We start from the raw sequence: 21,477 nt of genomic DNA on the forward strand, positions 1-21,477 counted from the left end.
AGGCCGTTCGGGCACCGGCTCACGGCGCACGATCGCGTACGCGGTCGTGATCGCGCTGCTCGTGTTCGGCGTGGTTCTCTCGGCCGGGAGCGGACAGCTGCAGATCGGGCCCGCGCAGGTCGTGGGGTCGCTGCTGCGGGCACTCGGCGTCGACAACGAGTGGGCACCCGCCGATGCCCTCATCGAACAGACGCTCTGGCAGATCCGCTTCCCCCGCGTCATGATGTCGCTGCTGGTCGGAGCACTGCTCGCCGTGACCGGCGCCGTCATGCAGGCGGTGTTCAGCAATCCGCTCGCCGAACCCGGCGTCGTCGGGGTCTCATCCGGCGCGGCCCTTGGGGCGGCGGCATCCATCACCCTCGGGGTCACATTCTTCGGCGTCTGGACCACCGCGATCTTCGCTTTCGCGGGCGGGTTGGCAGCGACGCTCATCGTGTATTCGGCCGCCCGCGCGCAGGGACGCACCGAGACGGTGACGCTGATCCTCACCGGCGTCGCGGTCAACGCGTTCGCCGGTGCGGGGCTCGCGGTGTTCATGTTCGCCGGCAGCACGGCCTCACGCGAGCAGATCGTGTTCTGGCAGTTGGGCTCGATGAACGGCTCGCGCTGGAGCGAGGTCCTGGTCGTGGCTCTCGCCGGCGCGATCGGCACCGTCGTGATCCTCTCGCTCGGACGGCAGTACGACCTGCTCGCCCTCGGCGACCGCACGGCCGCGCACCTCGGCATCCGCGTGGAGCGCCTCCGGCTCGTGTCGATCCTGCTCATCGCGCTGCTCACCGGAGCCGCCGTCGCATTCGTCGGCGTGATCTCGTTCGTCGGCCTCGTCGTTCCGCACATGATCCGCATGATCGTCGGTCCGTTGAACCGCACGCTGATCGGGCTGTCATTTCTCACCGGCGGGGCGCTGCTGGTCTATGCGGATCTGCTGGCGCGCACTCTGGTGGCATCGGCCGACCTCCCGATCGGCCTGCTCACCTCGCTCGTGGGCGGACCGTTCTTCTATTGGCTCATCCGCCGCAACAGACGCAAAGCGGGAGGGTGGGCATGAGCGGCCACGCGTCCGACGCCGCGTTCGCACTCGCGGGGGTCGATTATCGCATCGGCTCCATCGACATCCTGTCCGGCATCACGCTCGAGGTGAAGTACGGCCGTGTGCTGGCGCTGGTCGGACCGAACGGTGCGGGCAAGTCGAGCCTTCTCAGCCTGCTCACTCGCGATGCCCGGCCCGCCGCCGGATCGATCGAACTGGACGGGCGCCCCGTGCACGATTATTCGGCGCGGGAGCTCTCCCGACGCCGCGCCGTGCTGCTGCAGTCGAACCAGGTGGCCTTCTCGTTCACTGCGCGCGAGGTGGTCGAGATGGGGCGAGCACCGTGGACCGGCCTGGATCACGGCAACGATGAGACCGCGATCCGCGAGGCTTTGGTGCGCGCCGATGTACTGCACCTCGCCGACCGCGCCTTCTCGTCACTCTCCGGTGGCGAGAAGGCGCGTGTCTCGCTCGCGAGAGTGCTCGCACAGGACACCGCGATCATCATGCTCGATGAGCCGACGGCGGCGCTCGATCTGCGCCACCAGGAGGACGTGCTGCAGCTCACGCGACGACTTGCCGCGCTCGGGCGTGCGGTGATCGTGGTGCTCCACGACCTCTCGCTCGCTGCGGCGTACGCGGACGACGTCGCCATCATTTCGGAGGGGCGATTGAACGCACTCGGCGCCCCGGACGAGATCTTCACCGAAGACCGCATCTCCGACGTCTACGGAATCTCGGTCCGCGTCATCGCCGACCCGGAGACCGGGCGACCCGTCGTGCTGCCGCGTCGTGCGTGACGCTCGGGCTCTCACTTGTCTTTCAGGTTCAGCATAGGTTAGCCTTAGCTAAATTAGGCTGCCCTTGCTTCGTGATCGAATACGTCGCGCTGCGGTGCCGATTTCCCGCCCCTTACCCTGGAGGAAGTTCGTGGAGAGAACGAAGAGAGCGCCGCGGAGGGCGCTTGCGAGCACGCTGATCGGCGCGCTCATCGCAGCAGCCGCGCTCGTCGGCGTGGCCGCACCCGCGCAGGCGGCCGAGGCGGACGTCGCGGATGCCACGGTCAGCTGGGGTCTGCGCGACTCGTGGCGCAACTACATCACCGGTCCGATAGCGCACGGTTCCGTGACTCCGGTCGCGCCGGCATCGGTGGCGAGCGGAATCGTGTCGTGGAGCGGCGGCGCCGGCACGATCGACCCGGACACCCGCCTCGGCTCGGTCTCGTTCGGCGGCAGCGTGAACTACTACGGGCATGACGGGGCGCTCGATCTGACGATGTCCAACCCGACGTTCTCGGTCGACAGTGCGAGCACCGCGACCCTCTACTTCGACGTGACCAGCGTCGAGTACGGCGGTTTCCCGGCCACCGACGCGACGCAGATGGCGGTCGCGACGTTCGGGCTCGGCGAACCCTCCGTTGGTGCAGGCACGATCGGCTGGACGACCGGCCAGGGCACCCTCACGGCCGCCGCGCTGACGATGTTCGGCGGCATGTACGATTCGAACCCGTACGCGGACGGTCTGACCGTGACGCTTCCGTACACGGTGCAGACGCCGGATCCCGTCGGCACGACGACGGCGCTCTCGGTCTCGCCTGAGGCGACGGCCGCGGAAGGCGATGAAGTGACGCTCAGCGCCACGGTCGCTCCTGCCGCAGAGGGCAGTGTCGAGTTCTTCGACGGCACCGCCTCGCTTGGTACGGACGACGTCGCGGACGGCGCGGCATCGATCGCCACGAGCGCGCTCGCCGCCGGGCCGCACACGCTCACGGCCGAGTTCACGCCGGCAGACGCGACCGCGTTCGGAGGATCCACATCGGAGCCGTACAGCTACACGATCACGGCGGCTCCGGACCCCGATCAGGATGCGGATGCGACGTCGACCACGCTGACTGTCGAGCCGCAGACGCGGACGCTCCTGGGTGAGGACGTAACTCTGACGGCGACGGTGGCCAACGCGACGGGCTCTGACGTTCCGGCCGGTTCGGTGGAGTTCTTCTCGACCGCAGCAGGCACCGCAGACCGGGTTTCGCTGGGTTCCGAGGATGTCGCCGATGGCGCGGCGAAGCTGACGACGTCGGCTCTGGCGGCGGGCGGTCACGCGTTCACGGCGGAGTTCACGCCTGCAGATGACGCCTTCCAGCCGTCGGAGGCAGAGGCCACCGCGAACTACGGGATCGTCGATCCCGCCGTCGTGGAGATCGCTGCGCCCACCGATGGCACCGAGATCACGGATGTCACGGCGAGGTGGGCATGGTCGGAATACGCGAACGGATGGACCAAGGTCGCCTCGGGTGACGTCTCTGTCGCAGACGGTTCGTTCGTCCTCAGCGGCGGCACCGGGGTCGTCGCAGACGATGCCACCGTCGTCCGCTTCACCGGCGCGCTGCGCGTCGAGGCCTACGCCGGGTTCTTCCCGCCGAACGGGCAGTGGATCGAACTCGTCGACCCTGTTCTGACGATCTCGGCGGATGGCGCCGCCACTTGGAGCGGCGACGTGCGGACGGGCGTCGGTGCGTACGACTCCAGTGCCGCGACGACCCACCTCGTGGTCGCCACCGCCGCCGGTATCGACGTCCCCGACTTCACCGGCGACGTCGATGCGACGGTCGCCTTCGACTACGAGGGCACGACAGCGCAAGGCACGTGGAACGCCGACTACGGCAATGCATGGCCCAACGCCTTCGTGCTCGCAGTGCCGAGCGCCATCCAGTCCTTCTACTACCAGTCCGGCGAGACTCCCGGCAACGCCACGAAGCCGCCCGCGCCGCTGGGTCTGAGCTGGACCGCTCCGGAAGGCGAGCCAGAGCCCGAACCCGGTGTCGTGTCGGGCGCCACGCTCGAGTGGGGCCTGAAGCAGAGCTTCCGCAACTACATCACCGGCCCGATCGCGCACGGCTCGATCAGCCTCGATGGGACTGCGCTGAACGGCGACGGCGAATTCGTGTGGTCGAACGGTTCCGGCGCCTACGCGGTCGACAGCAACACAGGGGAGGTGTCGTACTCGGGCTCGGTCCACTTCACCGGTCACGCCGGGGCACTGGACATGACGATCTCGAACCCGCGCATCGCGGTGACGGGACCGCTGTCGGCGACACTCTTCGTGGACGTCGTCTCAGCCGGGTACAACGGCACGGAGGACGTGAACGAGACCGATGTCGCGTTCGCGACGCTGACGCTTCCGGCAGGTGTCACGGCATCCGACGGTGAGGCCATCACCTGGACGGATGCTGTCGCGGTGCTGACCGAGGACGGTGCAGCGGCCTTCGCGGGCTTCTACTCCGCCGGCACGGCACTCGACCCCGTGACCTTCACGTTCCCGCTGACCGAGGACGCTCCGGTGGCTCCGGTTCTGAGCATCGACGGCAGCAGCACGATCACGCAGGGCGGGGTGCTGTCCGTCAGCGGATCCGGGTTCGAGTCCGGTGAGAAGCTCACCGCGGTCGTGCACTCCGACCCGGTGGACCTTGGAACCTTCACGGCGTCGGCATCCGGAACAGTGAATGTGCGCTGGACGATCCCGGCGGACTTCGCCACCGGATCCCACTCGCTCGTCGTCACCCGCGCAGACGGAACCGTGGCCACGGCCTACTTCACCGTCTCCGCGGCGACGACCGGGGGAAGCGGTGGCGGCGGCGAGGCTGTCGCAGGCGGAGGGGCCGCGGTCGAGGTCTGCACCGCGCAGTCTGTGTCGGGTGCGACGATCTCGTGGGGCGTGAAGGAATCCTTCCGCAACTACATCGAGGGACCGATCGCGAAGGGCGAGATCTCGGGTGCTTGGGGAGCCGGATCCGGTGCGTACAGCACCGGGAACGACAGCGGTTCCGTCGGCTACGGCGGGTCGATCCACTACACCGGCCACAGCGGTCTGCTCGACATCACCCTGTCGAACCCTCGGATCCAGGTCACCGGCGCCACGACGGCGATGCTGTACCTCGATGCGCAGTCCGCTGGTTACGGATCGCACGAGTCGGTCGCTGCGAGCGGTGTGGCATTCGCATCGCTCTCGCTGCCGGCGGCGAGCGAATCCGCGACCCAGGTCTCGTGGAGCGGCGCTTCGGCATCCCTGACCTCCGCGGGGGCCGCGGCCTTTATGGGCTTCTACGAGGCCGGTGAGGCACTGGATGCGGTGAGCTTCACGTTCCCGCTCGGTGCTGAGGTGCCGTGCGACACCACGACGGACGGTTCGTTGGCGACGACAGGTGGGCCGGCGCCGTTCGACGCCGTCTGGGCGGCCGCGATCCTGCTGCTGCTCGGCTCCGGTGCGCTCGTGTGGCACCGTCGCCGGCAGGCGGTGTGACCGGCTGACGCACTGACCGATACGAGGGATGCGGCCCGGCTCGGGTCGCATCCCTCGTATCGTCGGTTATGAGCACTGACGCAGTACCGGCATGGAAGAAGGAGCACTCTTGACCGTCACCGACCGCCCTCGGCGGCCCCAGCGTCCGCAGGTCGTCCTCGAGGTGATCGAGAGCATCCGCCTGACCCCGCACCTGGTGCGCATCATCGCCGGTGGCCCCGGTATCTCCGCCGTCGAGGACAACGGATTCACCGACGCGTACACGAAGATGCTCTTCGCGCCCGCCGAGGCGGGGCTCACTCCCCCGTACGACATGGAGCAGCTGCGGGAGCAGCTGCCGATCGAGATGCTGCCGTCGACCCGCACCTACTCGATCCGTCGATTCGACCTGGACGCCGGTCGCATCTGGGTCGACTTCGTCACGCACGGCGACGAGGGGCTCGCCGGCCCCTGGGCGGCGAACGCACGACCCGGAGATCCGGTCGTGCTCGGCGGCATCGGCGGCGGCTACGCGCCGGACGGCACCGCGGACTGGCACCTGCTCGTCGGCGACGAGTCGGCGATCCCCGCCATCGCGTCGGCGATCGAGGCCATGCCGGCGGATGCCGCAGGCGTCGCGCTTCTGGAGGTGCAGGACGCATCGGAGCAGATCGAGCTCGTCGCGCCTGCGGGAATCGACGTGCGCTGGCTGCACCGAGGCGACAGGGAAGCAGGGACGACGTCGCTTCTCATCGATGCCGTGCGCGACCTGGAATGGGTCGACGGCCGCGTGCAGGTCTTCGCGCACGGCGAGCGAGGCGCCATGAAGCAGCTCCGTCCGCATCTGACGGACGAGCGCGGGCTCGACCGCACGCAGCTGTCGCTGTCGGCGTACTGGGCGCACGGTCGTCGCGAAGATGCCTTCCAGGCCGAGAAGCGCGAGGCGGTCGGCCAGATCTGACCGTACCGTCAGCGCCCAGGGAAGACCGTGGGACAATGGAGACATGTCCTCCTCCGAATCCCGCGAGACCGTCGAAGCGACCGTGCGGCGCGTCCCGCGCTACGGCGTGTTCATGGGGATCGGGGTCGTGCTCGGCATCATCGCCGCCGGCATCCTGACGATGGTGGGAAGCTACGAACCGTCGGCGACGCTCGACGTCGTCTACCCTCCCGGCCAGGTCTTCGGATTCGCCCTGCTGTGGACCGTGCCGATCGGCATCGCCCTCGGCGGCATGGTCGCCGTCCTGCTCGAGCGGATCGCGCGTCGCCACGACCGCGTCGTCCGGGTGGACCACGAGACCATCACCGAGTCGGACTGACCCCTACGCCAGTTCGCCGATGATGGGGCGGATGGCGCCGTCGAACGCCACCACGTCCCGGCGGAGTCCGTCGGTCACTGCGACCGTCAATGCTCCGACCCACCAGATCCCGCGCTGCGAGAACGGCAGCACCTGGACGTTGAGCTCGAACGAGTGCGCGCGCCGCCCGACCTCGCGCTCGAACTCCGCGATCGCGCTCGCGTACGCCCGGTACGCGCCGCCGCCGGTGGCCGTCTTCATGGTCTCGAAATACCGGCTGCGTGCGCCCTGCGCATAGCGCAGCGCCGCCTCGGCGAGCGGTTCGACCGCCGCGCGCAGCTCCTCGGCCCCGGTGGCGGGGAGGGCGACCAGCGTGTCGAAGCCGTCGATGAGCTCGAGCGGCACATCCGATCGGTGCGCACGCGGCTCGACGGTCATGTCCCAGTACTCCCGCCACTGCGCCTCGAGCGCCGGCGTCGCGTCGGTGGCGTCCGGCGCACGGACGGGCAGATCGCGCAGGGCGGGGAGGTCCTCGGGCTGCCGGATGCCGAGCATCTGCCGCAGGGCGAGCGCGATGAGCACGGGGACACCAGCGTCCTCGCGGATCAACCACTGCGGCTTGTCGGCCATGGCCCCCATCCTAGGGATCTCGGATGCCCGCGCGGCCGGTAGTCTTGTCTCGTGGCTGCCTCCCCCACCAATCCCTATTCCGAAGCCGGCGTCGACACCGCTGCAGGTGATCTCGCCGTCGAGTTGATGAAGTCGTCCGTGCGCGCGACGCACGGCCCCGAAGTGCTCGGGGGTGTCGGCGGCTTCGCCGGTCTCTTCGACGCCAGCGCGCTGCTCGGGTACACCAAGCCGCTGCTGGCCACGAGCACCGACGGCGTCGGCACGAAGGTCGCCATCGCGCAGGCGATCGACAAGCACGACACGATCGGGCAGGACCTCGTCGGCATGGTCGTCGACGACATCGTCGTGGTGGGCGCGAAGCCGCTGTTCATGACGGACTACATCGCCTGCGGCAAGGTCGTCCCCGAGCGCATCGCCGACATCGTGCGCGGCATCGCCGAGGCGTGCAGTGCGACGGGCACGGCGCTGGTCGGCGGAGAGACCGCCGAGCACCCCGGGCTCCTCGGCCCCCGCGACTACGACGTCGCAGGAGCCGCGACCGGTGTCGTCGAGGCGGATGCCGTCCTCGGTGCGGAACGCGTCGTCGACGGCGACGTCGTCCTCGCCCTCGCCTCCAGCGGGCTGCACTCCAACGGCTATTCGCTCGTCCGCCACATCATCACCGGCGCCGGCATCAGCTACGCCGACAACGCCGCCGACTTCGGCGCCACCTGGGGTGAGACGCTCCTCGAGCCCACCCGCCTCTACACCCGTCCGCTGCTGCGCCTGATCGACGCGCTGCAGGACGGCGCCGTGCACTCGCTCAGCCACGTCACCGGTGGCGGCATCGCCGCGAACCTCGCCCGTGTGCTGCCGGTGGGCAGCTGGGCGGACGTCGACCGGTCGACCTGGTCCCCGAGCCCCGTCTTCCGGGTGCTCAGCGACATCGCCGGTACCACGCTGGAGTCCGCAGAGGGCACGTGGAACCTCGGCATCGGCTTCCTCGCCGTCATCGACGCGAGCGAGAAGGATGCCGCGATCGCCGCCCTCGCCGCAGAGGGCATCGACGCCTGGCAGGTCGCGACGGTCTCGACCGGCACCCGCCCGGTCGGTGAGTTCGAAGAGGGCGCCAAGGGCGTCGACGGTGGTGCGGTGCGACTGGTCGGGTCGTACCGGGATGGAGCGAAGTAACACGCCATGTGCGGAATCGTCGGAGTGGTCGCAGGCGGCCCCGTCAACCAGGACATCTACGACGCCCTGCTGCTGCTGCAGCACCGAGGCCAGGACGCCACGGGCATCGCGACAGCGGAGCCGAACGGCGTCATGCACATGGCCAAGGCCGAGGGCATGGTCCGTGAGGCCTTCCGCACCCGCGACATGCGCTCGCTGCTCGGCAACGTCGGGCTCGGACACGTGCGCTACGCGACCAAGGGCACCGCATCCAGTGAGGAGGAGGCGCAGCCGTTCTATGTGAACGCGCCGTACGGCATCGTCCTCATCCACAACGGCAACCTCACCAACACCCGCGAGCTCACCGCCGACATGGCCAAGCGCGACCGTCGTCACCTGAACTCGTCCAGCGACACCGAGCTGCTGCTGAACGTCCTCGCCGGTGAGCTGCAGGCGACGACATCCGACGTCGATCTCGACCCCGAGCGCATCTTCGAGGCCGTCGGCCGCACGCACGCACGCATCGAGGGCGCATACGCGGTCATCGCGGTCATCGCCGGCTACGGCCTTCTCGCGTTCCGCGACCCCTTCGGCATCCGTCCGCTGATCCTCGGCCGCCGCGACGGCGCCGAGCACGACGAGTGGATCGTCGCCAGCGAGTCGCTCGTCCTCGAGAACGGCGACTACGAGGTCGTCCGCGAGGTCGCGCCGGGTGAGGCCGTCTTCATCACCGATGAGGGCGAGCTGTTCAGCCAGCAGTGCGCCGAGAACCCCACCCTCGCGCCGTGCGCCTTCGAGTACGTCTACCTCGCGCGTCCGGACTCGATCATGAACGGCATCGCCGTGTACGAGTCCCGCCTTCGCATGGGCGAGCGGCTCGCGGACACGATCGACAAGCACGTCCCGCGCGAGAAGATCGACGTCGTCATGCCGATCCCCGACTCGGCGCGCCCCTCGGCGATGGAGGTCGCCAGGAAGCTGGGCATCGAATACCGCGAGGGCTTCTACAAGAACCGCTACGTCGGCCGCACGTTCATCATGCCGGGGCAGGCGGTGCGCAAGAAGAGCGTCCGCCAGAAGCTCAACGCGATGTCGAGCGAGTTCCAGGGCAAGAACGTCCTGCTGATCGACGACTCGATCGTGCGCGGCACGACGAGCAAGCAGATCATCCAGATGGCGCGGGATGCCGGTGCGCTCTCGGTCACCTTCGCATCGGCCGCTCCGCCGGTTCGGTACCCGCACGTGTACGGCATCAACATGCCCTCCAAGCACGAGCTCATCGCGCACGACAGGACGATCCCCGAGATCGCGAAGGAGCTGGGCGTCGATCACCTCGTCTACCAGGAGGTCGAGGACCTCAAGGCCGCGATCATCGAGGGCTCCGGCGTGACCGACCTCGACATGAGCTGCTTCGACGGGCACTACGTCACCGGCACCGTCTCCGAGGAGTACCTCGACTGGGTGGAGAGCTCGCAGAGTTCGTGACGGCCCCGCTGCCGGTGTGGCGTGGGCGGGTCCTGGCGGTTCTCGGAATCGTGCTCGCGGCGGCTTCGCTGCGCTCCGCCGTCGCGTCGCTCTCGCCGCTCATCGACCGCATCGCCGCCGATTTCCCCCTGCCGTCCGCTGCGGTGGGACTGATCGGCACGGCTCCACCGGTGTGCTTCGCGGTCTTCGGACTGCTCACCCCCATGCTCACCCGCCGGCTGGGCCTGGAGCGCCTGCTCATCGTCGCCCTGTCCGCGATCACCGTGGGACTCGTGCTGCGCGGTCTGTCCACGGATGCGATCACACTGCTGCTGGCGACCGGCCTCATCTTCGCCGGCGTCGGGATGGGCAACATCCTGCTGCCGCCGCTGGTCAAGAAGTACTTCCCCGACCGCATCGGGGTGATGACGACGCTGTACTCCACGATGATGGCGGTGTCGACCTTCCTCCCACCGCTGGTCGCGGTTCCCGTCGCCGACGCGGCGAACTGGCGCCTGTCGCTCTCGCTCTGGGCGGTCTTCGCGCTGGCCGGAACCATCCCCTGGATCCTCATGCTCATCCGCGAGCGCGGGGACGACGCTGCTGCGGCCGCCGCGGTCACCGTGCCCGACGCCAGGGCGTTCGCACGACTGGTGCGGCTTCCGCTCGCGTGGTCGATCGGCATCGTGTTCGGCACGTCGTCGATGATCGCCTACGTGTCGTTCGCGTGGCTGCCGACGATCGTCGTGGATCAGGCGGGGGTCTCCGCGCCCGTCGCAGGGCTCCTGCTGTCGCTGTTCGCCTTCATGGGCTTCCCCGCGTCACTGCTCGTCCCGACGCTGGTCGTCCGCTTCCAGGCGACGCGGACGCTGTCGCTCATCGCCGCCGCAAGCGGTCTCGTCGGCATCACCGGACTCCTCCTCGCGCCGATCCCCGCGCTGATCTGGCTCTGGGTCGTGCTCCTCGGCACGGCGCCGCTGCTGTTCCCGCTCGCACTGGTGCTCATCAGCATCCGGGCCAGAACGCCCGAGACGGCGGTGGCGCTGAGCAGCTTCGTCCAGAGCGTCGGGTACCTCGGGGCCGCGTCGTTCCCGCTGATCGTCGGGCTGCTGCACGATGCCACGGGGAGCTGGATCGGCCCGCTCCTGGTCATGGCGGGCGTCCTGCTCATCTCGGTGCCGTTCGGGATGATCGCGGGTCGGAGGCGCACCGTGGAGGACGAGTGGGAAGCCAAGCACGGAGACTGGTGAGTCCGTTCAGGCTCTGACGCGTGGTGCTCGGCCCCGGTATCAGGGCCGAGGTACGACGAAGACCCCGCTACCGAAGTGGCGGGGTCGACGTGCAGGAGAGGTCAGGCCTTCTCGAGCTCGTCTTCGTCTTCATCCGCGTACTCGTCGGCCCATTTGTCGACGTAGGCATTCTCATCATCCGACGGATGAGCCAGCTCGCGCTCGAGCGCGGAGTAGTTCACCGAAGGACTGTAAGCCTTGAGTTCGCGGGCGATCTTTGTGTGTTTCGCCTTCTGACGGCCACGGCCCATGCGCGAGACCCCCTAACGAGTTCAGCTGCCGGGCTGGCAGGCGCCCGACGCATTTCACGACACCGGCGTGCAGCCGGTAAGAGTAGCATTCAGGATAGCACGAGGGCCAGGCCCCCTGGCCTTCGCCGGCAGGCGAAGGGAACGATCCGAATGTCCGACCAGACCTCCTCTCCGTCCGACGAAACGCGACAGAACGCCGCACTGCAGCACGCGGTCATCGTGGGCATGCAGCCCGATCAGTCGCCCAGGGTCCTCGAGGAGGCCGCGCGATACGCGAAGCTCCTGAAGGCGCCGCTCGTGATCGCGCATGTCGACGTCACGCGCTTCGTGACGTACGAGGATCCCGACGGCTACGTGCACTCCGCACCGATCGATCTGAACATCGAGGCGGGGCTCGCCGAGTTCGAACAGGTGCAGGCCGCCGCAGCATCCGCCCTCAAGGGGAGCGGGCTCGAGTGGACCGCACGGCAACTCGTCGGCGACCCGGCGCTCGCGATCAAGCAACTGGCGAACAAGCTCGACGCGCAGCTCATCGTCGTCGGAACCCGCAAGCGCGGACTGGGTGAATCGATCAGGGAGTTCTTCACCGGATCCGTGGCCGCTCGCCTCGCCCACCGCCAGCACCGCTCCGTCCTCGTGGTTCCTCTGGAAGAAGCGGTGCCGGACGATCAGGCCGAGATCTGGACCGAGTAGCCCTCACCCGCCGGCGGCTCAGCGGCCGGACGAACCCAGAGCCCTTGTCACGGCGCGTGCCGCGGCATCCAGGGCGTTCTCGAGTTCGGTGACGACCGACTCGGCGAGCACGCCGCCGCGCGCGACGTGCGTCCGCAGATCCGTGCGCACCCTGGCGCGGAAGGCGTTCACGGCGGCATCGGCCCGATGCAGCTGCTCGCGGCTGCTGACGCGGTCGTCGCTCATCGGCGCCGCCGTCGACGGCCGGGCCTTCGCCGCTGTCCGCTCGTCGGCCGCCGCGGAGGCGAGATCGGCCCGCAGGCTCTTCATGGCCTCCTGCACGCTCTGGCGCACCTCGCTGGCGATGAGCCGAACGGAGTCGGCGAGCCCGGACTCGATGTCGGCGAGGTCGCTCTCGCGGCCCTCGAGCTCTGCGCGACCGGCATCCGTGATCGAGTAAATGGTGGTGCGTCCGTCGACGGTCTTGGTCACGAGTCCCTCCTCCTCGAGCTTCGCCAGACGCGGATAGATCGTGCCGGCGCTGGGCGTGTAAGTGCCCCCGGTCCGGTCGGTCAGCGCCTGGATGATGCCGTAGCCGTGCTGCGGAGCCTCGGCGAGCAGCGACAGCAGGTAGAGGCGAAGGTCGCCGTGTGAGAAGACGGCGGGGCTCATGAGTCCCACTCCTCATCATCGGCGACCGTCTCCAGCGGCCGACGCAGCACCGTGGTGTCGCCGGAGACCGAGTTCGTGCGGATGTCGACGAACGAGCCGGCGAGCTCGCCGGTGGAGCCGGTGAAGTTCGTCGGTCCCGAGTTGCCTCTGTCGACGCCGTCGATCGTCACGCGGCCGCTCATCGAGCGCACGACATAGTTCGCCGGGAGGGTCTCCTCGAGGCGGATGGTGCTGTTCCCGGAGACCGTGTTGAGGTTGATGGTGTTGATGGCCCCGCCGGCGTCGACCCACACGCTGCCCGAGACGGTGTCGACGGTCGCCTTGCGCACCGAACCGGTGAGCGCCACGTCGCCGGAGACGCTGTTGGCGTTCGCGGAGCCGGTGAGACCGCGGACCTGCACGTCGCCGGAGACGGAGTTCAGGGTGAGGTCGCCGGTGTGGGTGTCGACGATGATGTCGCCGGAGACGGTGTTCAGCCGGGCGTCGTTCGTGAGGCCGGAGACGAGCGCCCCCGCGCTGACCACGCCGAGGTTGAGGGCGATGCTACGGGGGACCGCGATGCTCACCTCGGCGCGCGGGCCACCGGAGCCGAAGTTGCGGAACACCTCGAGGAAGTTGTCCCAGCCGAGCTGCGGGTGGTCGATCTCGATCTGCGTCCCATCCGACTCGATGCGGAGGTCCTTCACGGTCACGCCGCTCACTTCGATGCGGACGCCTGGTTCGTCGTGCGCGATCACATCGACCTGTCCGCCGACGAGGCCGACCTTGAGGCGGGTCGCCTGGGCGATGTCGATGACGCGTTCCTCGCCGGGGGCGATGAGCCACTTCTCGGTCATGGGATTCTCCTTGATCAGTGTGAGACGCGACACTCAAGATATATCGCGTTTGACGACGATAACACGATATATCTCGAGTGGCGAGAAAAGATTCTTGACCTTGACGCAACGTCAACTTCTAGCCTGGAGTCATTCGAGAGGAGGACGCCGTGAGCACACGCGACTGGTCGATCCAGGAGATCGCGCGACTGGCGGGGACGACGAGCAGGACGCTTCGTCACTACGACGACATCGGACTGCTCGCGCCCTCACGTGTCGCGCAGAACGGGTATCGGCACTACGACCAGGCGGCGCTCGTGCGCCTGCAGCGGATCCTGCTGCTGCGCGAGCTCGGACTCGGACTGTCGCAGATCCTCGCCGTGCTCGACGATGCCCGCGACGGTCGCGCTGAGACCGCCGCTCTCGAGACGCACCTCGCATACCTTCGCGAGGAGCAGCACCGGCTGGCGCGGCAGATCGCGTCGGTCGAATCGACCATCCACGCAGTGAAAGCAGGTGAATCCCTCATGGCAGAGGACATGTTCGACGGGTTCGACAACTCCCGGTACAGGGAGGAGGTGGAGCAGCGCTGGGGCAAGAAGGCCTACGCGGACGGCGACCGCTGGTGGCGCGGGATGTCGGACGCCGATCGTCGGAACTGGCAGCAGCGCGTCGCGGATCTCTCCAGGGACTGGGTCGCCGCGGCGGAGAGCGGCGCGGAGCCGGGCTCGGCCGAGGCGCAGAACCTGGCTCGGCGACACGTGCAGTGGTTGACCGGGATTCCTGGAACGCCGGCATCCACACCGGGCGGTGACACGAAGGGCTACGTCCTCGGGCTCGGGGAGATGTACGTGGCGGACCCGCGATTCGGTGCGAACTACGCCACCGCAGACGGCACGACGCGCGGCGCGGAGTTCGTCCGCGACGCGCTGCGGATCTACGCGGAGGCGCACCTCTAGGTCGCCGGGTCCGACGCATGCGGGCTGCGTCCGGGCCATAACTCCGGAGAAAATCGGTGCGGGCGGCTCGGCCACGCCGAGAACACGCCGCACGCAGCAATTCCTCCGGAGTTATGCCCCGCTTCCCGCGTAAGGTCGGGACATGCGACGACGCCAGGACAGGATCGCTGCGGCGCCGTTCTTCGTGGCCGCAGCCGTCAGTTACGCCGCGAACTGCGCCCTGGGCACGGCCGTGGCGACGAGGGTGGTGGACACGAGCGGCTACCGCTGGCTGCATCACGCGCTGTACATCGCGACGTGCACGACCGTGGCCGTCGCCGTCGCCGCAGGGTTGTTCCTCCGTCCGCGCGCCGCGAGCCGCGGTGCGGCGCTGACCCTCCTGCCGGCCGCCGCGCCGCTGGCCGTGATCCCGTTCGCCGGGACGCACCGCCGCAGACACCCCGTCATCGCGCTCGCCGCCGCCCCCTTCATCGTCGCGGGCCTTCTCGGCTCGCTCCGCCCCGCCGACCGGAAGTGACCGAATGCAACTGCTCGATGCCATCCGACGCCGCAAGACGACCAACGGACCGTTCCTGCCCGACCCGGTCTCCGAGGAGCACCAGCGGATCCTCCTCGAGGCCGCGAGCCGCGCCCCCTCGCAGCTGAACAGCCAGCCGTGGCGCTTCGTCGTGATCGAGAATCGCGACACGATCGACGAGATCGCACGCATCTCCGGCGAGAGCATGACCGAGGCGATGTCCAACGGCACGTTCTTCGAGCGGTACAAGCCCTACTTCCGCTTCAGCCAGGCCGAGATGGAGGAGAAGCGCAGCGGGATGCTGTTCGACAAGCTCCCCGCGCCGCTCCGCCCCTTCACGAACCAGGTGTTCACGAAGCGCGGGCAGACGCTCATGAACACGTTCGGCGTCCCGAAGACGCTGGGGGCCGAGAACCGCAAGCTCGTCGCCGGATCGCCCCTGCTGCTCGGCGTCATGCTGGACCGCAACGAGCACCGTCCGGGTGAGCTGTCGTCCTTCTACTCCGTGTTCAGCATGGGCGCGGCGATGGAGAACGTCTGGCTGACCACGGTCGAACTCGGCATGGGGATCCAGTTCATCTCCTTCCCCATGGAGGTCCCAGGGCGCTGGGACGAGATCGTCCGCCTCCTCCGCGTTCCGGACGACCTCGAACTCATGGCCGTGTACCGGCTCGGTTACGTGCCGGAGGAGCAGCGCAGGCCGGCGATCGACTGGACGAGCAGTCAGCGCAAGCTCGTCTCGCAGTTCGTCTTCCGGGAGAACTGCGACGAGCCCCAGCGCGGGTGGGACGCCCCGAACACCTGAGCGGGCTCAGTCGCCCTTCGTCCGCGGCAGCGGGGTGAGGTCCCGCAGCGCAGGACCCTCGATCCGTGTGCCGTCCGGCGCGAAGCGCGATGCGTGCAGCGGGCAGTCCCACGTGCACTCGGCGTCGTTCCAGTCCAGGACGCCGCCGAGGTGCGGGCACACCGCGCTGACGGCCCGAGTGACGCCGTCCACTGTCGAGACGCCGACCGGTTGTCCCGATCGGTGGGCGACGACCCCCTGTCCCTCCGCCGGCCGGTCGACGGGCACGGGGTTCTTCTCGGCCGCCAGCCACCCGCGCGTGGCGGCCGCAGCGACCTTGCCGCCCTCTGTTGCGCCCTGGGCGATGTCCGCGGGCACGGTGACCCGCGTGGCGATCTGCTTCATCCACCTGGGCCGGTCGGACATCGGCGTCCCGGTGATCTCCGCGGTGAGCCGGAGGGCGGCCGCCGGCGCGTTCGACAGGCCCCACTTCGCATACCCGGTGGCGAATCGGATCCGGCCGAGGCTCCGCGGCATCGCGCCGACGAACGGGATGAGGTTGTGCGACTCGTAGTCCTGCGCCGACCAGCGGTGGGTCTCCTCCGCGCCGGGGAAGTGCTGCTGCGTCCACTCGATGAGGTCGTCCACTGCGGCCGTCTCCCCGTCGGAGCGACCGACCGGGTGCCCGTTGCCGCCGACGACGAGCTGTGCGACCTCGGCCGGTCCGTCCTCCGGGGCGACGGGTCGGATGGACCGCGTCGGGCCGTCGACGGCGAGGAAGGTCCCCTCCGGCGGTGCGCCGGGGATCCGGAAGGAGACGCAGTAGGACCGCATGCCGCGCACCTTGCTGAAGTACAGGCCGCGGTCGAGGATCGGCGTCCCGGTCGCGAGCACGATGTGTTCGGCGAACAGCGGGCCCCGCGGGGTCGTCACGCGCGGGTTCGTCAGCGCATGCGCGCCGGTGACGCGGATGCCGGTGTGCAGCGTGCCGCCGGCGGCGAGGAACTCCTGTGCGAGGGCCTGCGCGACGAGGACAGGGTCGATCGTCACCTGATCGTCGAGCGCGACGGCGCGCGTCGCGGGAAAACCGACCGTCGACAGATCGCCGGCATCGAGCATGCGGGTCGCGAGCCCCGCCTCCTTGGCGGTCTCGTACACCGCCATGACCGCCTCCAGGCCCTCAGGGCCGGTCGCATATGAATGGTCGGTGCGCCGACGATAGGGGACGCCGGCGTCATCGGCGAACCCCGTGAGCCATTGCATCCCGGCGCGGTTGGCGTCGACGTACGCGCGCACGAGCGATGCGGAGTGGTGTTTACGGATCTCCGCCAGCTGCTGTCCCTGCAGCAGGGAAAGCTTTCCGGTGTTCCCGCCGGAGGACAGCTCTGCGATCCCGCCGGCGTCGACGACGGCGACATCCTTGCCCGCCCTGGCGAGCATGACCGCTGTCGTCAGGCCGGTGAGGCCGGCGCCGACCACGACGACGTCGTGCCGCGCGCCCGGTGTGAAGGGAGTGCCCTTCGGCAGGGACGGGTTCAACTTCCACAGCGGTGTCATGGGGTCAGTCAACTCCGATCGACCCCTCGCCCCCACCTCCTTGACATCGGCGCGGCACGCTGGCATGGCCCTGCGGTCTCTTCGGGCGGATGCCGTGACTAGAGTTGCCCACGTGACCATCCGCCGACTGCTCCTCGTCATGCTCGGCGGGGCGATCGGCACCGCCGCGAGGCTCGGCATCGGGGAAGTGGTGCCCGACGCGTCGGGCCTGCCGCTGTCGATCCTCGTCGCGAACGTCGTCGGCGCCCTGCTCATCGGTGTGCTGGCGGCTCGACTGCCGCGCTCATCGGATCTGCGGGTCTTCCTCGGTACGGGCGTGCTCGGTGGGTTCACGACGTACAGTGCCTTCGCGGTCGGCAGCCTCACGCTGTGGGCGCAAGCGCCGGCCCTGGCGGCGGCGTACGTGCTGCTGACGCTGCTGCTCGGCTTCGGCGCCGTCGCCGCGGGAATGCGTCTCGGCCGGCGACGAGAGGAGAGGCGCGCGTGATCACCCCGCTGGTGTTCGTCCTCGCCGCAGTCGCCGGCGGGATCGGCGCCGGCCTCCGGTATCTCATCGATGCCGGCGTCGCCGCGCTGGTCGGCGCACGCTTCCCCTGGGGCATCGTCGTCGTCAACGTCACCGGCTCCTTCGCGCTCGGTCTGGCCACGGCATCGATTCCGGACGCGGCATTCGTCGTCGGGGCAGGGCTCCTCGGCGGCTACACCACCTTCAGCACGGCCATGCTCGATGCCCTCGATCTGTGGGGGCGCGGTGAGCGACCCGCCTCGCTCGCCCACCTCGCAGGGACCTTCGTGGCGTCGGCGATCGCCGCGCTCGCCGGGATCTGGGTCGGCACGGCGATCTGAGGCCGCCCTCACAGCAACCTGAATGCCGACTGTGGAATACTGACCGCGCATCCCGTCGCGCAACTCCAGAACCGAGAGACACAGCCTTGTCGAACCTCGCCGTCCTCAGCCTCCGCAACCGCGCGCTGATCGCGCTCGTCACGATCGTCGCCGCCGTGTTCGGCGGGCTCGCGCTGACGAACCTCAAGCAGGAGCTCATCCCCTCGCTCGAGCTGCCTGCGCTGGTGGTGATGACGACGTATCCCGGTGCCTCGCCCGAGGTCGTGGAGAACGACGTATCTACGCCGATCGAGACCGCGATCCAGGGGGTCCCCGGTCTGGAGTCGACGAGCGCGACGAGCACCACCAACGCGTCGATCATCCAGGCGACGTTCACCTACGGCGAGAACCTCGCCACGGCCGAGCAGAAGATGCAGCAGGCGATCAACCGCATCTCCTCGCAGCTGCCATCGGATGTCGAGCCGCAGGTCCTGTCGGTGTCCATCGACGACTTCCCCGTCATCCAGGTCGCCGTCACCGGTTTCGATGACGCCGAGACGGCGCTGTCCGATCTCGAGAACGTCGCGATCCCCGACCTCGAGGATGTCGACGGAGTCAACGCCGCACAGATCGTCGGCGGGCTCGGCCAGCAGATCACCATCGTGCCTGACACGGCGAAGCTCGCCGCGGCGCAGCTGAGCACCCAGGCGATCCGCGATGCCCTCGATCAGAACGGCACGCTCTTCCCCGGCGGCGACATCACCGAGGACGGGCGCACCCTCACCGTGCAGACCGGTGCCAAGATCACCTCGGTCGACGAGATCGCCGCGCTGCCGCTCGTGGGCACCGACCTCTCGATCTCCGACGTCGCGTCGGTCGCGCTGGAGTCCGAGCCGGTGTCGTCGATCTCACGCGTCAACGGCGAGGAGGCCCTGTCGATCGCGATCACCAAGCTCCCCGCCGCGAACACCGTCGAGGTCTCCCAGGGGGTCCTCGCGGCGATCGACGAGCTCCGTGAGACGTTCCCGAACGCGGAGTTCACCGTCGTGTTCGACCAGGCGCCGTTCATCGAGCAGTCCATCGAGACCCTGGCGACCGAGGGTCTGCTCGGTCTCGTCTTCGCGGTCATCGTCATCCTCGTCTTCCTGCTGTCGATCCGGTCGACGCTGGTCACGGCGATCTCGATCCCCACGAGCGTGCTGGTGACCTTCATCGGGCTGCAGGCGTTCGGCTACTCGCTGAACGTCCTCACGCTCGGCGCGCTCACGATCGCCATCGGACGCGTCGTGGACGACTCCATCGTCGTGATCGAGAACATCAAGCGCCACTACGTCGGCGATGCCGACAAGGGCGACGCCATCCGTCTCGCCGTGCGCGAGGTCGCCGCGGCGATCACGGCATCGACCGTCACCACGGTCGCCGTCTTCCTTCCGCTCGTGTTCGTCGGCGACGTCGTCGGCGAGCTGTTCCGTCCGTTCGCCATGACGGTCACCATCGCGATGGTCGCCTCGCTGCTGGTCGCCCTGACCATCGTCCCGGTCCTCGCCTACTGGTTCCTCCGCCCCGGCAAGGAGCTCACGGACGACAACGGCGCGGTCATCGACCCGGAGCACCCGGATGCCCCGCCCACCCGCCTTCAGAGCGCCTACCGTCCGATCCTCAGCTGGACGCTCAAGCACTCCGGCCTCACGGTGATCATCGCCGTCGTCGTCCTCGGAGCGACACTCGCGGTGGCCCCGCTGATGAAGATCAACTTCCTCAGCGACAGCGGTCAGAACACCATGACGGTCACGCAGGATCTCGGTCCGACCGCCAGCCTCGAGGCCAAGGACACCGCGGCGGCGAAGGTCGAGGACGCGCTGGCCGATGTCGAGGGCATCGAGAACGTGCAGGTGTCGATCGGCTCCAGCGGTTCCGCGCTCATGGACGCGTTCTCCGGCGGCGCAGGGGTCACCTACTCGATCATGACGTCGAGCGACGTCGATCAGGAGCAGCTGCGCGCTGACGTGCTGGATGCCGTCGACGGGCTCGAGGGCGTCGGCGACATCAGTGTCAGCGCCTCGGCCGGCTTCGGCTCGACCGACATCGAGGTGGACATCACGGCCCCGAACGGCGACGCACTCGCCGAGGCGACCGACGCCGTCATCGCCGAGCTGGAGGGGCGCGATGGCATCGGCCAGGTCACGAGCAACCTCGCCGCATCCCTGCCGTACATCGCCGTCGTCGTCGATCGCGACGCCGCCGCCGAGCGCGGCCTGTCCGAGGTCGCGGTCGGTTCGCTCGTCTCGAACACCATGCGCCCGCAGCAGATCGGCACCGTCGAACTCGACGACACCTCTCTGACGGTGCTGCTGGAGGCACCCGAGCCGCCGACCACGGTCGAGGAACTGCGCGACCTCGTCATCCCGTCGCCGGCCGGTGTCGTCCGCCTGGAGGACATCGCATCGGTCGAGGAGGCGGAGAGCCCCACCTCGATCACGACGCAGCAGGGTCGCCGGACGGCCACCATCACGGTGCCCCCGGCGTCGGACAACCTCGCCACCGCCACGGCATCCGTGACCGCGGCTCTCGAGGCCGTCGACCTTCCCGACGGCGCGTCGGCAGAGGTGGGCGGTGTCGCCTCGCAGCAGTCGGAGTCGTTCGCTCAGCTGGGCCTCGCGATGCTCGCGGCGATCCTCATCGTCTACGTCGTGATGGTCGCGACCTTCAAGTCGCTGCGCCAGCCGCTGCTGCTCCTCATCTCGGTGCCGTTCTCGGCGACCGGTGCGATCCTGCTGCAGATCATCACCGGTGTGCCGCTCGGTGTGGCATCCCTCATCGGTGTGCTCATGCTCATCGGCATCGTCGTCACGAACGCCATCGTGCTCGTCGACCTGGTGAACCAGTACCGGTCGAAGGGGCTGTCGACGGCGGATGCCGTCATGGCCGGAGGTGAGAAGCGTCTGCGCCCGATCCTCATGACCGCGCTCGCGACCATCTTCGCCCTCACCCCGATGGCCCTGGGGATCACCGGACACGGCGGCTTCATCTCGCAGCCGCTGGCCATCGTCGTGATCGGCGGACTGGTCTCGTCGACCGTGTTGACCCTCATCGTGCTGCCGACGCTCTACAACCTCGTCGAGGGTGCGCGCGAGCGGCGCCAGGCGCGCAAGGCGGGGCCGGACGCCGGCCCGGCCGGCGACGGGTCCGACGGTGAGAACCCGGACGGCGGCACATCAGGGGCGGATGCCGCGACCTCGGCGGAGCACCCGCTCACCCGACGTGAGCTCCGCGGGCAGAACGGCTGA

General features: G+C 68.9%; 20 protein-coding genes. 15 read left to right on the forward strand and 5 right to left on the reverse strand.

Features of this window, described 5'->3' with window-relative positions; all coding sequences use genetic code 11:
• Positions 1-31: 31 nt before the first annotated feature.
• From HD600_RS07645 to HD600_RS07665, 5 genes are all read left to right on the forward strand, one after another.
• Positions 32-1,048, forward strand: a complete 1,017-nt coding sequence (locus HD600_RS07645) for a FecCD family ABC transporter permease (RefSeq protein ID WP_338402257.1) — start codon at positions 32-34, stop codon at positions 1,046-1,048.
• The gene (locus tag HD600_RS07650; protein ID WP_184282723.1) at positions 1,045-1,830 is read left to right on the forward strand and encodes a heme ABC transporter ATP-binding protein; all 786 of its coding nucleotides are present in this window, start codon (positions 1,045-1,047) and stop codon (positions 1,828-1,830) included. The genes HD600_RS07645 and HD600_RS07650 overlap by 4 nt, the downstream gene beginning before the upstream one ends.
• Before the next feature lie 130 nt (positions 1,831-1,960).
• The gene (locus HD600_RS07655; RefSeq protein WP_184282725.1) at positions 1,961-5,329 is read left to right on the forward strand and encodes an HtaA domain-containing protein; all 3,369 of its coding nucleotides are present in this window, start codon (positions 1,961-1,963) and stop codon (positions 5,327-5,329) included.
• Positions 5,330-5,438: 109 nt separating this feature from the next.
• A complete protein-coding gene (locus HD600_RS07660; RefSeq protein ID WP_241731646.1) occupies positions 5,439-6,269 on the forward strand; it encodes a siderophore-interacting protein in 831 nt (276 codons plus the stop codon).
• A 43-nt stretch (positions 6,270-6,312) separates the two neighbouring features.
• Positions 6,313-6,627 carry a potassium transporter Trk gene (locus HD600_RS07665; protein WP_144794483.1) on the forward strand — a complete coding sequence of 105 codons (315 nt, stop codon included), beginning with the start codon at positions 6,313-6,315 and terminating at the stop codon, positions 6,625-6,627.
• A gap of 3 nt (positions 6,628-6,630) precedes the next feature.
• Here HD600_RS07665 and HD600_RS07670 read toward each other — a convergent pair whose 3' ends face one another.
• A complete protein-coding gene (locus HD600_RS07670; protein ID WP_144794485.1) occupies positions 6,631-7,236 on the reverse strand; it encodes a zinc-binding alcohol dehydrogenase in 606 nt (201 codons plus the stop codon).
• Between the two features lie 51 nt (positions 7,237-7,287).
• Here HD600_RS07670 and purM point away from each other — a divergent pair, with 51 nt between their 5' ends.
• The 3 genes from purM to HD600_RS07685 are packed head-to-tail and all read left to right on the forward strand — an operon-like array spanning position 7,288 to position 11,099.
• Positions 7,288-8,406: a phosphoribosylformylglycinamidine cyclo-ligase gene (gene purM / locus HD600_RS07675; RefSeq protein WP_144794486.1), complete on the forward strand. Its 1,119-nt coding sequence runs from the start codon at positions 7,288-7,290 to the stop codon at positions 8,404-8,406.
• Between the two features lie 6 nt (positions 8,407-8,412).
• Positions 8,413-9,870, forward strand: coding sequence for an amidophosphoribosyltransferase (purF, locus tag HD600_RS07680; protein ID WP_144794487.1), 1,458 nt, complete (start codon positions 8,413-8,415; stop codon positions 9,868-9,870).
• Entirely contained in the window at positions 9,867-11,099 is a 1,233-nt protein-coding gene (locus HD600_RS07685; RefSeq protein ID WP_184282729.1) for an MFS transporter, read from the forward strand. Before purF ends, HD600_RS07685 begins: the two co-directional genes overlap by 4 nt.
• A gap of 101 nt (positions 11,100-11,200) precedes the next feature.
• Here the strand turns inward: HD600_RS07685 and HD600_RS07690 are convergent, their stop codons facing one another.
• A complete protein-coding gene (locus HD600_RS07690; protein ID WP_144794491.1) occupies positions 11,201-11,389 on the reverse strand; it encodes a DUF3073 domain-containing protein in 189 nt (62 codons plus the stop codon).
• A gap of 150 nt (positions 11,390-11,539) precedes the next feature.
• Between HD600_RS07690 and HD600_RS07695 the strand changes: the two genes are divergently transcribed.
• Positions 11,540-12,082, forward strand: a complete 543-nt coding sequence (locus HD600_RS07695) for a universal stress protein (protein ID WP_184282732.1) — start codon at positions 11,540-11,542, stop codon at positions 12,080-12,082.
• Positions 12,083-12,100: 18 nt separating this feature from the next.
• Here the strand turns inward: HD600_RS07695 and HD600_RS07700 are convergent, their stop codons facing one another.
• Together HD600_RS07700 and HD600_RS07705 are read right to left on the reverse strand one after the other, a co-directional pair.
• Entirely contained in the window at positions 12,101-12,733 is a 633-nt protein-coding gene (locus HD600_RS07700) for a PadR family transcriptional regulator (RefSeq protein WP_144794495.1), read from the reverse strand.
• The gene (locus HD600_RS07705) at positions 12,730-13,569 is read right to left on the reverse strand and encodes a DUF4097 family beta strand repeat-containing protein (RefSeq protein WP_144794497.1); all 840 of its coding nucleotides are present in this window, start codon (positions 13,567-13,569) and stop codon (positions 12,730-12,732) included. Before HD600_RS07705 ends, HD600_RS07700 begins: the two co-directional genes overlap by 4 nt.
• Before the next feature lie 149 nt (positions 13,570-13,718).
• On the opposite strand from HD600_RS07705, the gene HD600_RS07710 reads away from it, so the two are divergent.
• The 3 genes from HD600_RS07710 to HD600_RS07720 all read left to right on the forward strand — a co-directional run bounded on the left by HD600_RS07710 (position 13,719) and on the right by HD600_RS07720 (position 15,829).
• Complete coding sequence (locus tag HD600_RS07710; protein ID WP_184282734.1) at positions 13,719-14,507, forward strand: TipAS antibiotic-recognition domain-containing protein; 789 nt, start codon at positions 13,719-13,721, stop codon at positions 14,505-14,507.
• A 142-nt stretch (positions 14,508-14,649) separates the two neighbouring features.
• Positions 14,650-15,024: a hypothetical protein gene (locus HD600_RS07715; RefSeq protein ID WP_184282736.1), complete on the forward strand. Its 375-nt coding sequence runs from the start codon at positions 14,650-14,652 to the stop codon at positions 15,022-15,024.
• 4 nt (positions 15,025-15,028) lie between these two features.
• Positions 15,029-15,829, forward strand: coding sequence for a nitroreductase family protein (locus HD600_RS07720; RefSeq protein WP_144794503.1), 801 nt, complete (start codon positions 15,029-15,031; stop codon positions 15,827-15,829).
• 6 nt (positions 15,830-15,835) lie between these two features.
• On the opposite strand, the gene HD600_RS07725 is transcribed toward HD600_RS07720, so the two are convergent.
• On the reverse strand, positions 15,836-17,365 hold the full coding sequence (locus tag HD600_RS07725; RefSeq protein ID WP_184282738.1) for an FAD-dependent oxidoreductase: 1,530 nt from the start codon (positions 17,363-17,365) through the stop codon (positions 15,836-15,838).
• A 112-nt stretch (positions 17,366-17,477) separates the two neighbouring features.
• Between HD600_RS07725 and HD600_RS07730 the strand changes: the two genes are divergently transcribed.
• From HD600_RS07730 to HD600_RS07740, 3 genes are all read left to right on the forward strand, one after another.
• Complete coding sequence (locus HD600_RS07730; protein ID WP_338402181.1) at positions 17,478-17,852, forward strand: fluoride efflux transporter FluC; 375 nt, start codon at positions 17,478-17,480, stop codon at positions 17,850-17,852.
• On the forward strand, positions 17,849-18,211 hold the full coding sequence (locus HD600_RS07735; protein WP_338402182.1) for a fluoride efflux transporter FluC: 363 nt from the start codon (positions 17,849-17,851) through the stop codon (positions 18,209-18,211). Before HD600_RS07730 ends, HD600_RS07735 begins: the two co-directional genes overlap by 4 nt.
• Before the next feature lie 86 nt (positions 18,212-18,297).
• A complete protein-coding gene (locus HD600_RS07740; protein WP_184282742.1) occupies positions 18,298-21,477 on the forward strand; it encodes an efflux RND transporter permease subunit in 3,180 nt (1,059 codons plus the stop codon).

Source organism: Microbacterium ginsengiterrae, from assembly GCF_014205075.1.
In the GTDB taxonomy this organism is placed as follows: domain Bacteria; phylum Actinomycetota; class Actinomycetes; order Actinomycetales; family Microbacteriaceae; genus Microbacterium; species Microbacterium ginsengiterrae.

What these genes read in the sequence shown, in the direction of transcription:
- HD600_RS07650 (WP_184282723.1), top strand. Translation starts at nt 1,045, where the DNA reads ATGAGCGGCCACGCGTCCGACGCCGCGTTCGCACTCGCGGGGGTCGAT.
- HD600_RS07665 (WP_144794483.1), top strand. Translation starts at nt 6,313, where the DNA reads ATGTCCTCCTCCGAATCCCGCGAGACCGTCGAAGCGACCGTGCGGCGC.
- HD600_RS07670 (WP_144794485.1), bottom strand. Translation starts at nt 7,236, where the DNA reads ATGGCCGACAAGCCGCAGTGGTTGATCCGCGAGGACGCTGGTGTCCCC.
- purF (WP_144794487.1), top strand. Translation starts at nt 8,413, where the DNA reads ATGTGCGGAATCGTCGGAGTGGTCGCAGGCGGCCCCGTCAACCAGGAC.
- HD600_RS07690 (WP_144794491.1), bottom strand. Translation starts at nt 11,389, where the DNA reads ATGGGCCGTGGCCGTCAGAAGGCGAAACACACAAAGATCGCCCGCGAA.
- HD600_RS07695 (WP_184282732.1), top strand. Translation starts at nt 11,540, where the DNA reads ATGTCCGACCAGACCTCCTCTCCGTCCGACGAAACGCGACAGAACGCC.
- HD600_RS07700 (WP_144794495.1), bottom strand. Translation starts at nt 12,733, where the DNA reads ATGAGCCCCGCCGTCTTCTCACACGGCGACCTTCGCCTCTACCTGCTG.
- HD600_RS07705 (WP_144794497.1), bottom strand. Translation starts at nt 13,569, where the DNA reads ATGACCGAGAAGTGGCTCATCGCCCCCGGCGAGGAACGCGTCATCGAC.
- HD600_RS07715 (WP_184282736.1), top strand. Translation starts at nt 14,650, where the DNA reads ATGCGACGACGCCAGGACAGGATCGCTGCGGCGCCGTTCTTCGTGGCC.
- HD600_RS07720 (WP_144794503.1), top strand. Translation starts at nt 15,029, where the DNA reads ATGCAACTGCTCGATGCCATCCGACGCCGCAAGACGACCAACGGACCG.
- HD600_RS07725 (WP_184282738.1), bottom strand. Translation starts at nt 17,365, where the DNA reads ATGACACCGCTGTGGAAGTTGAACCCGTCCCTGCCGAAGGGCACTCCC.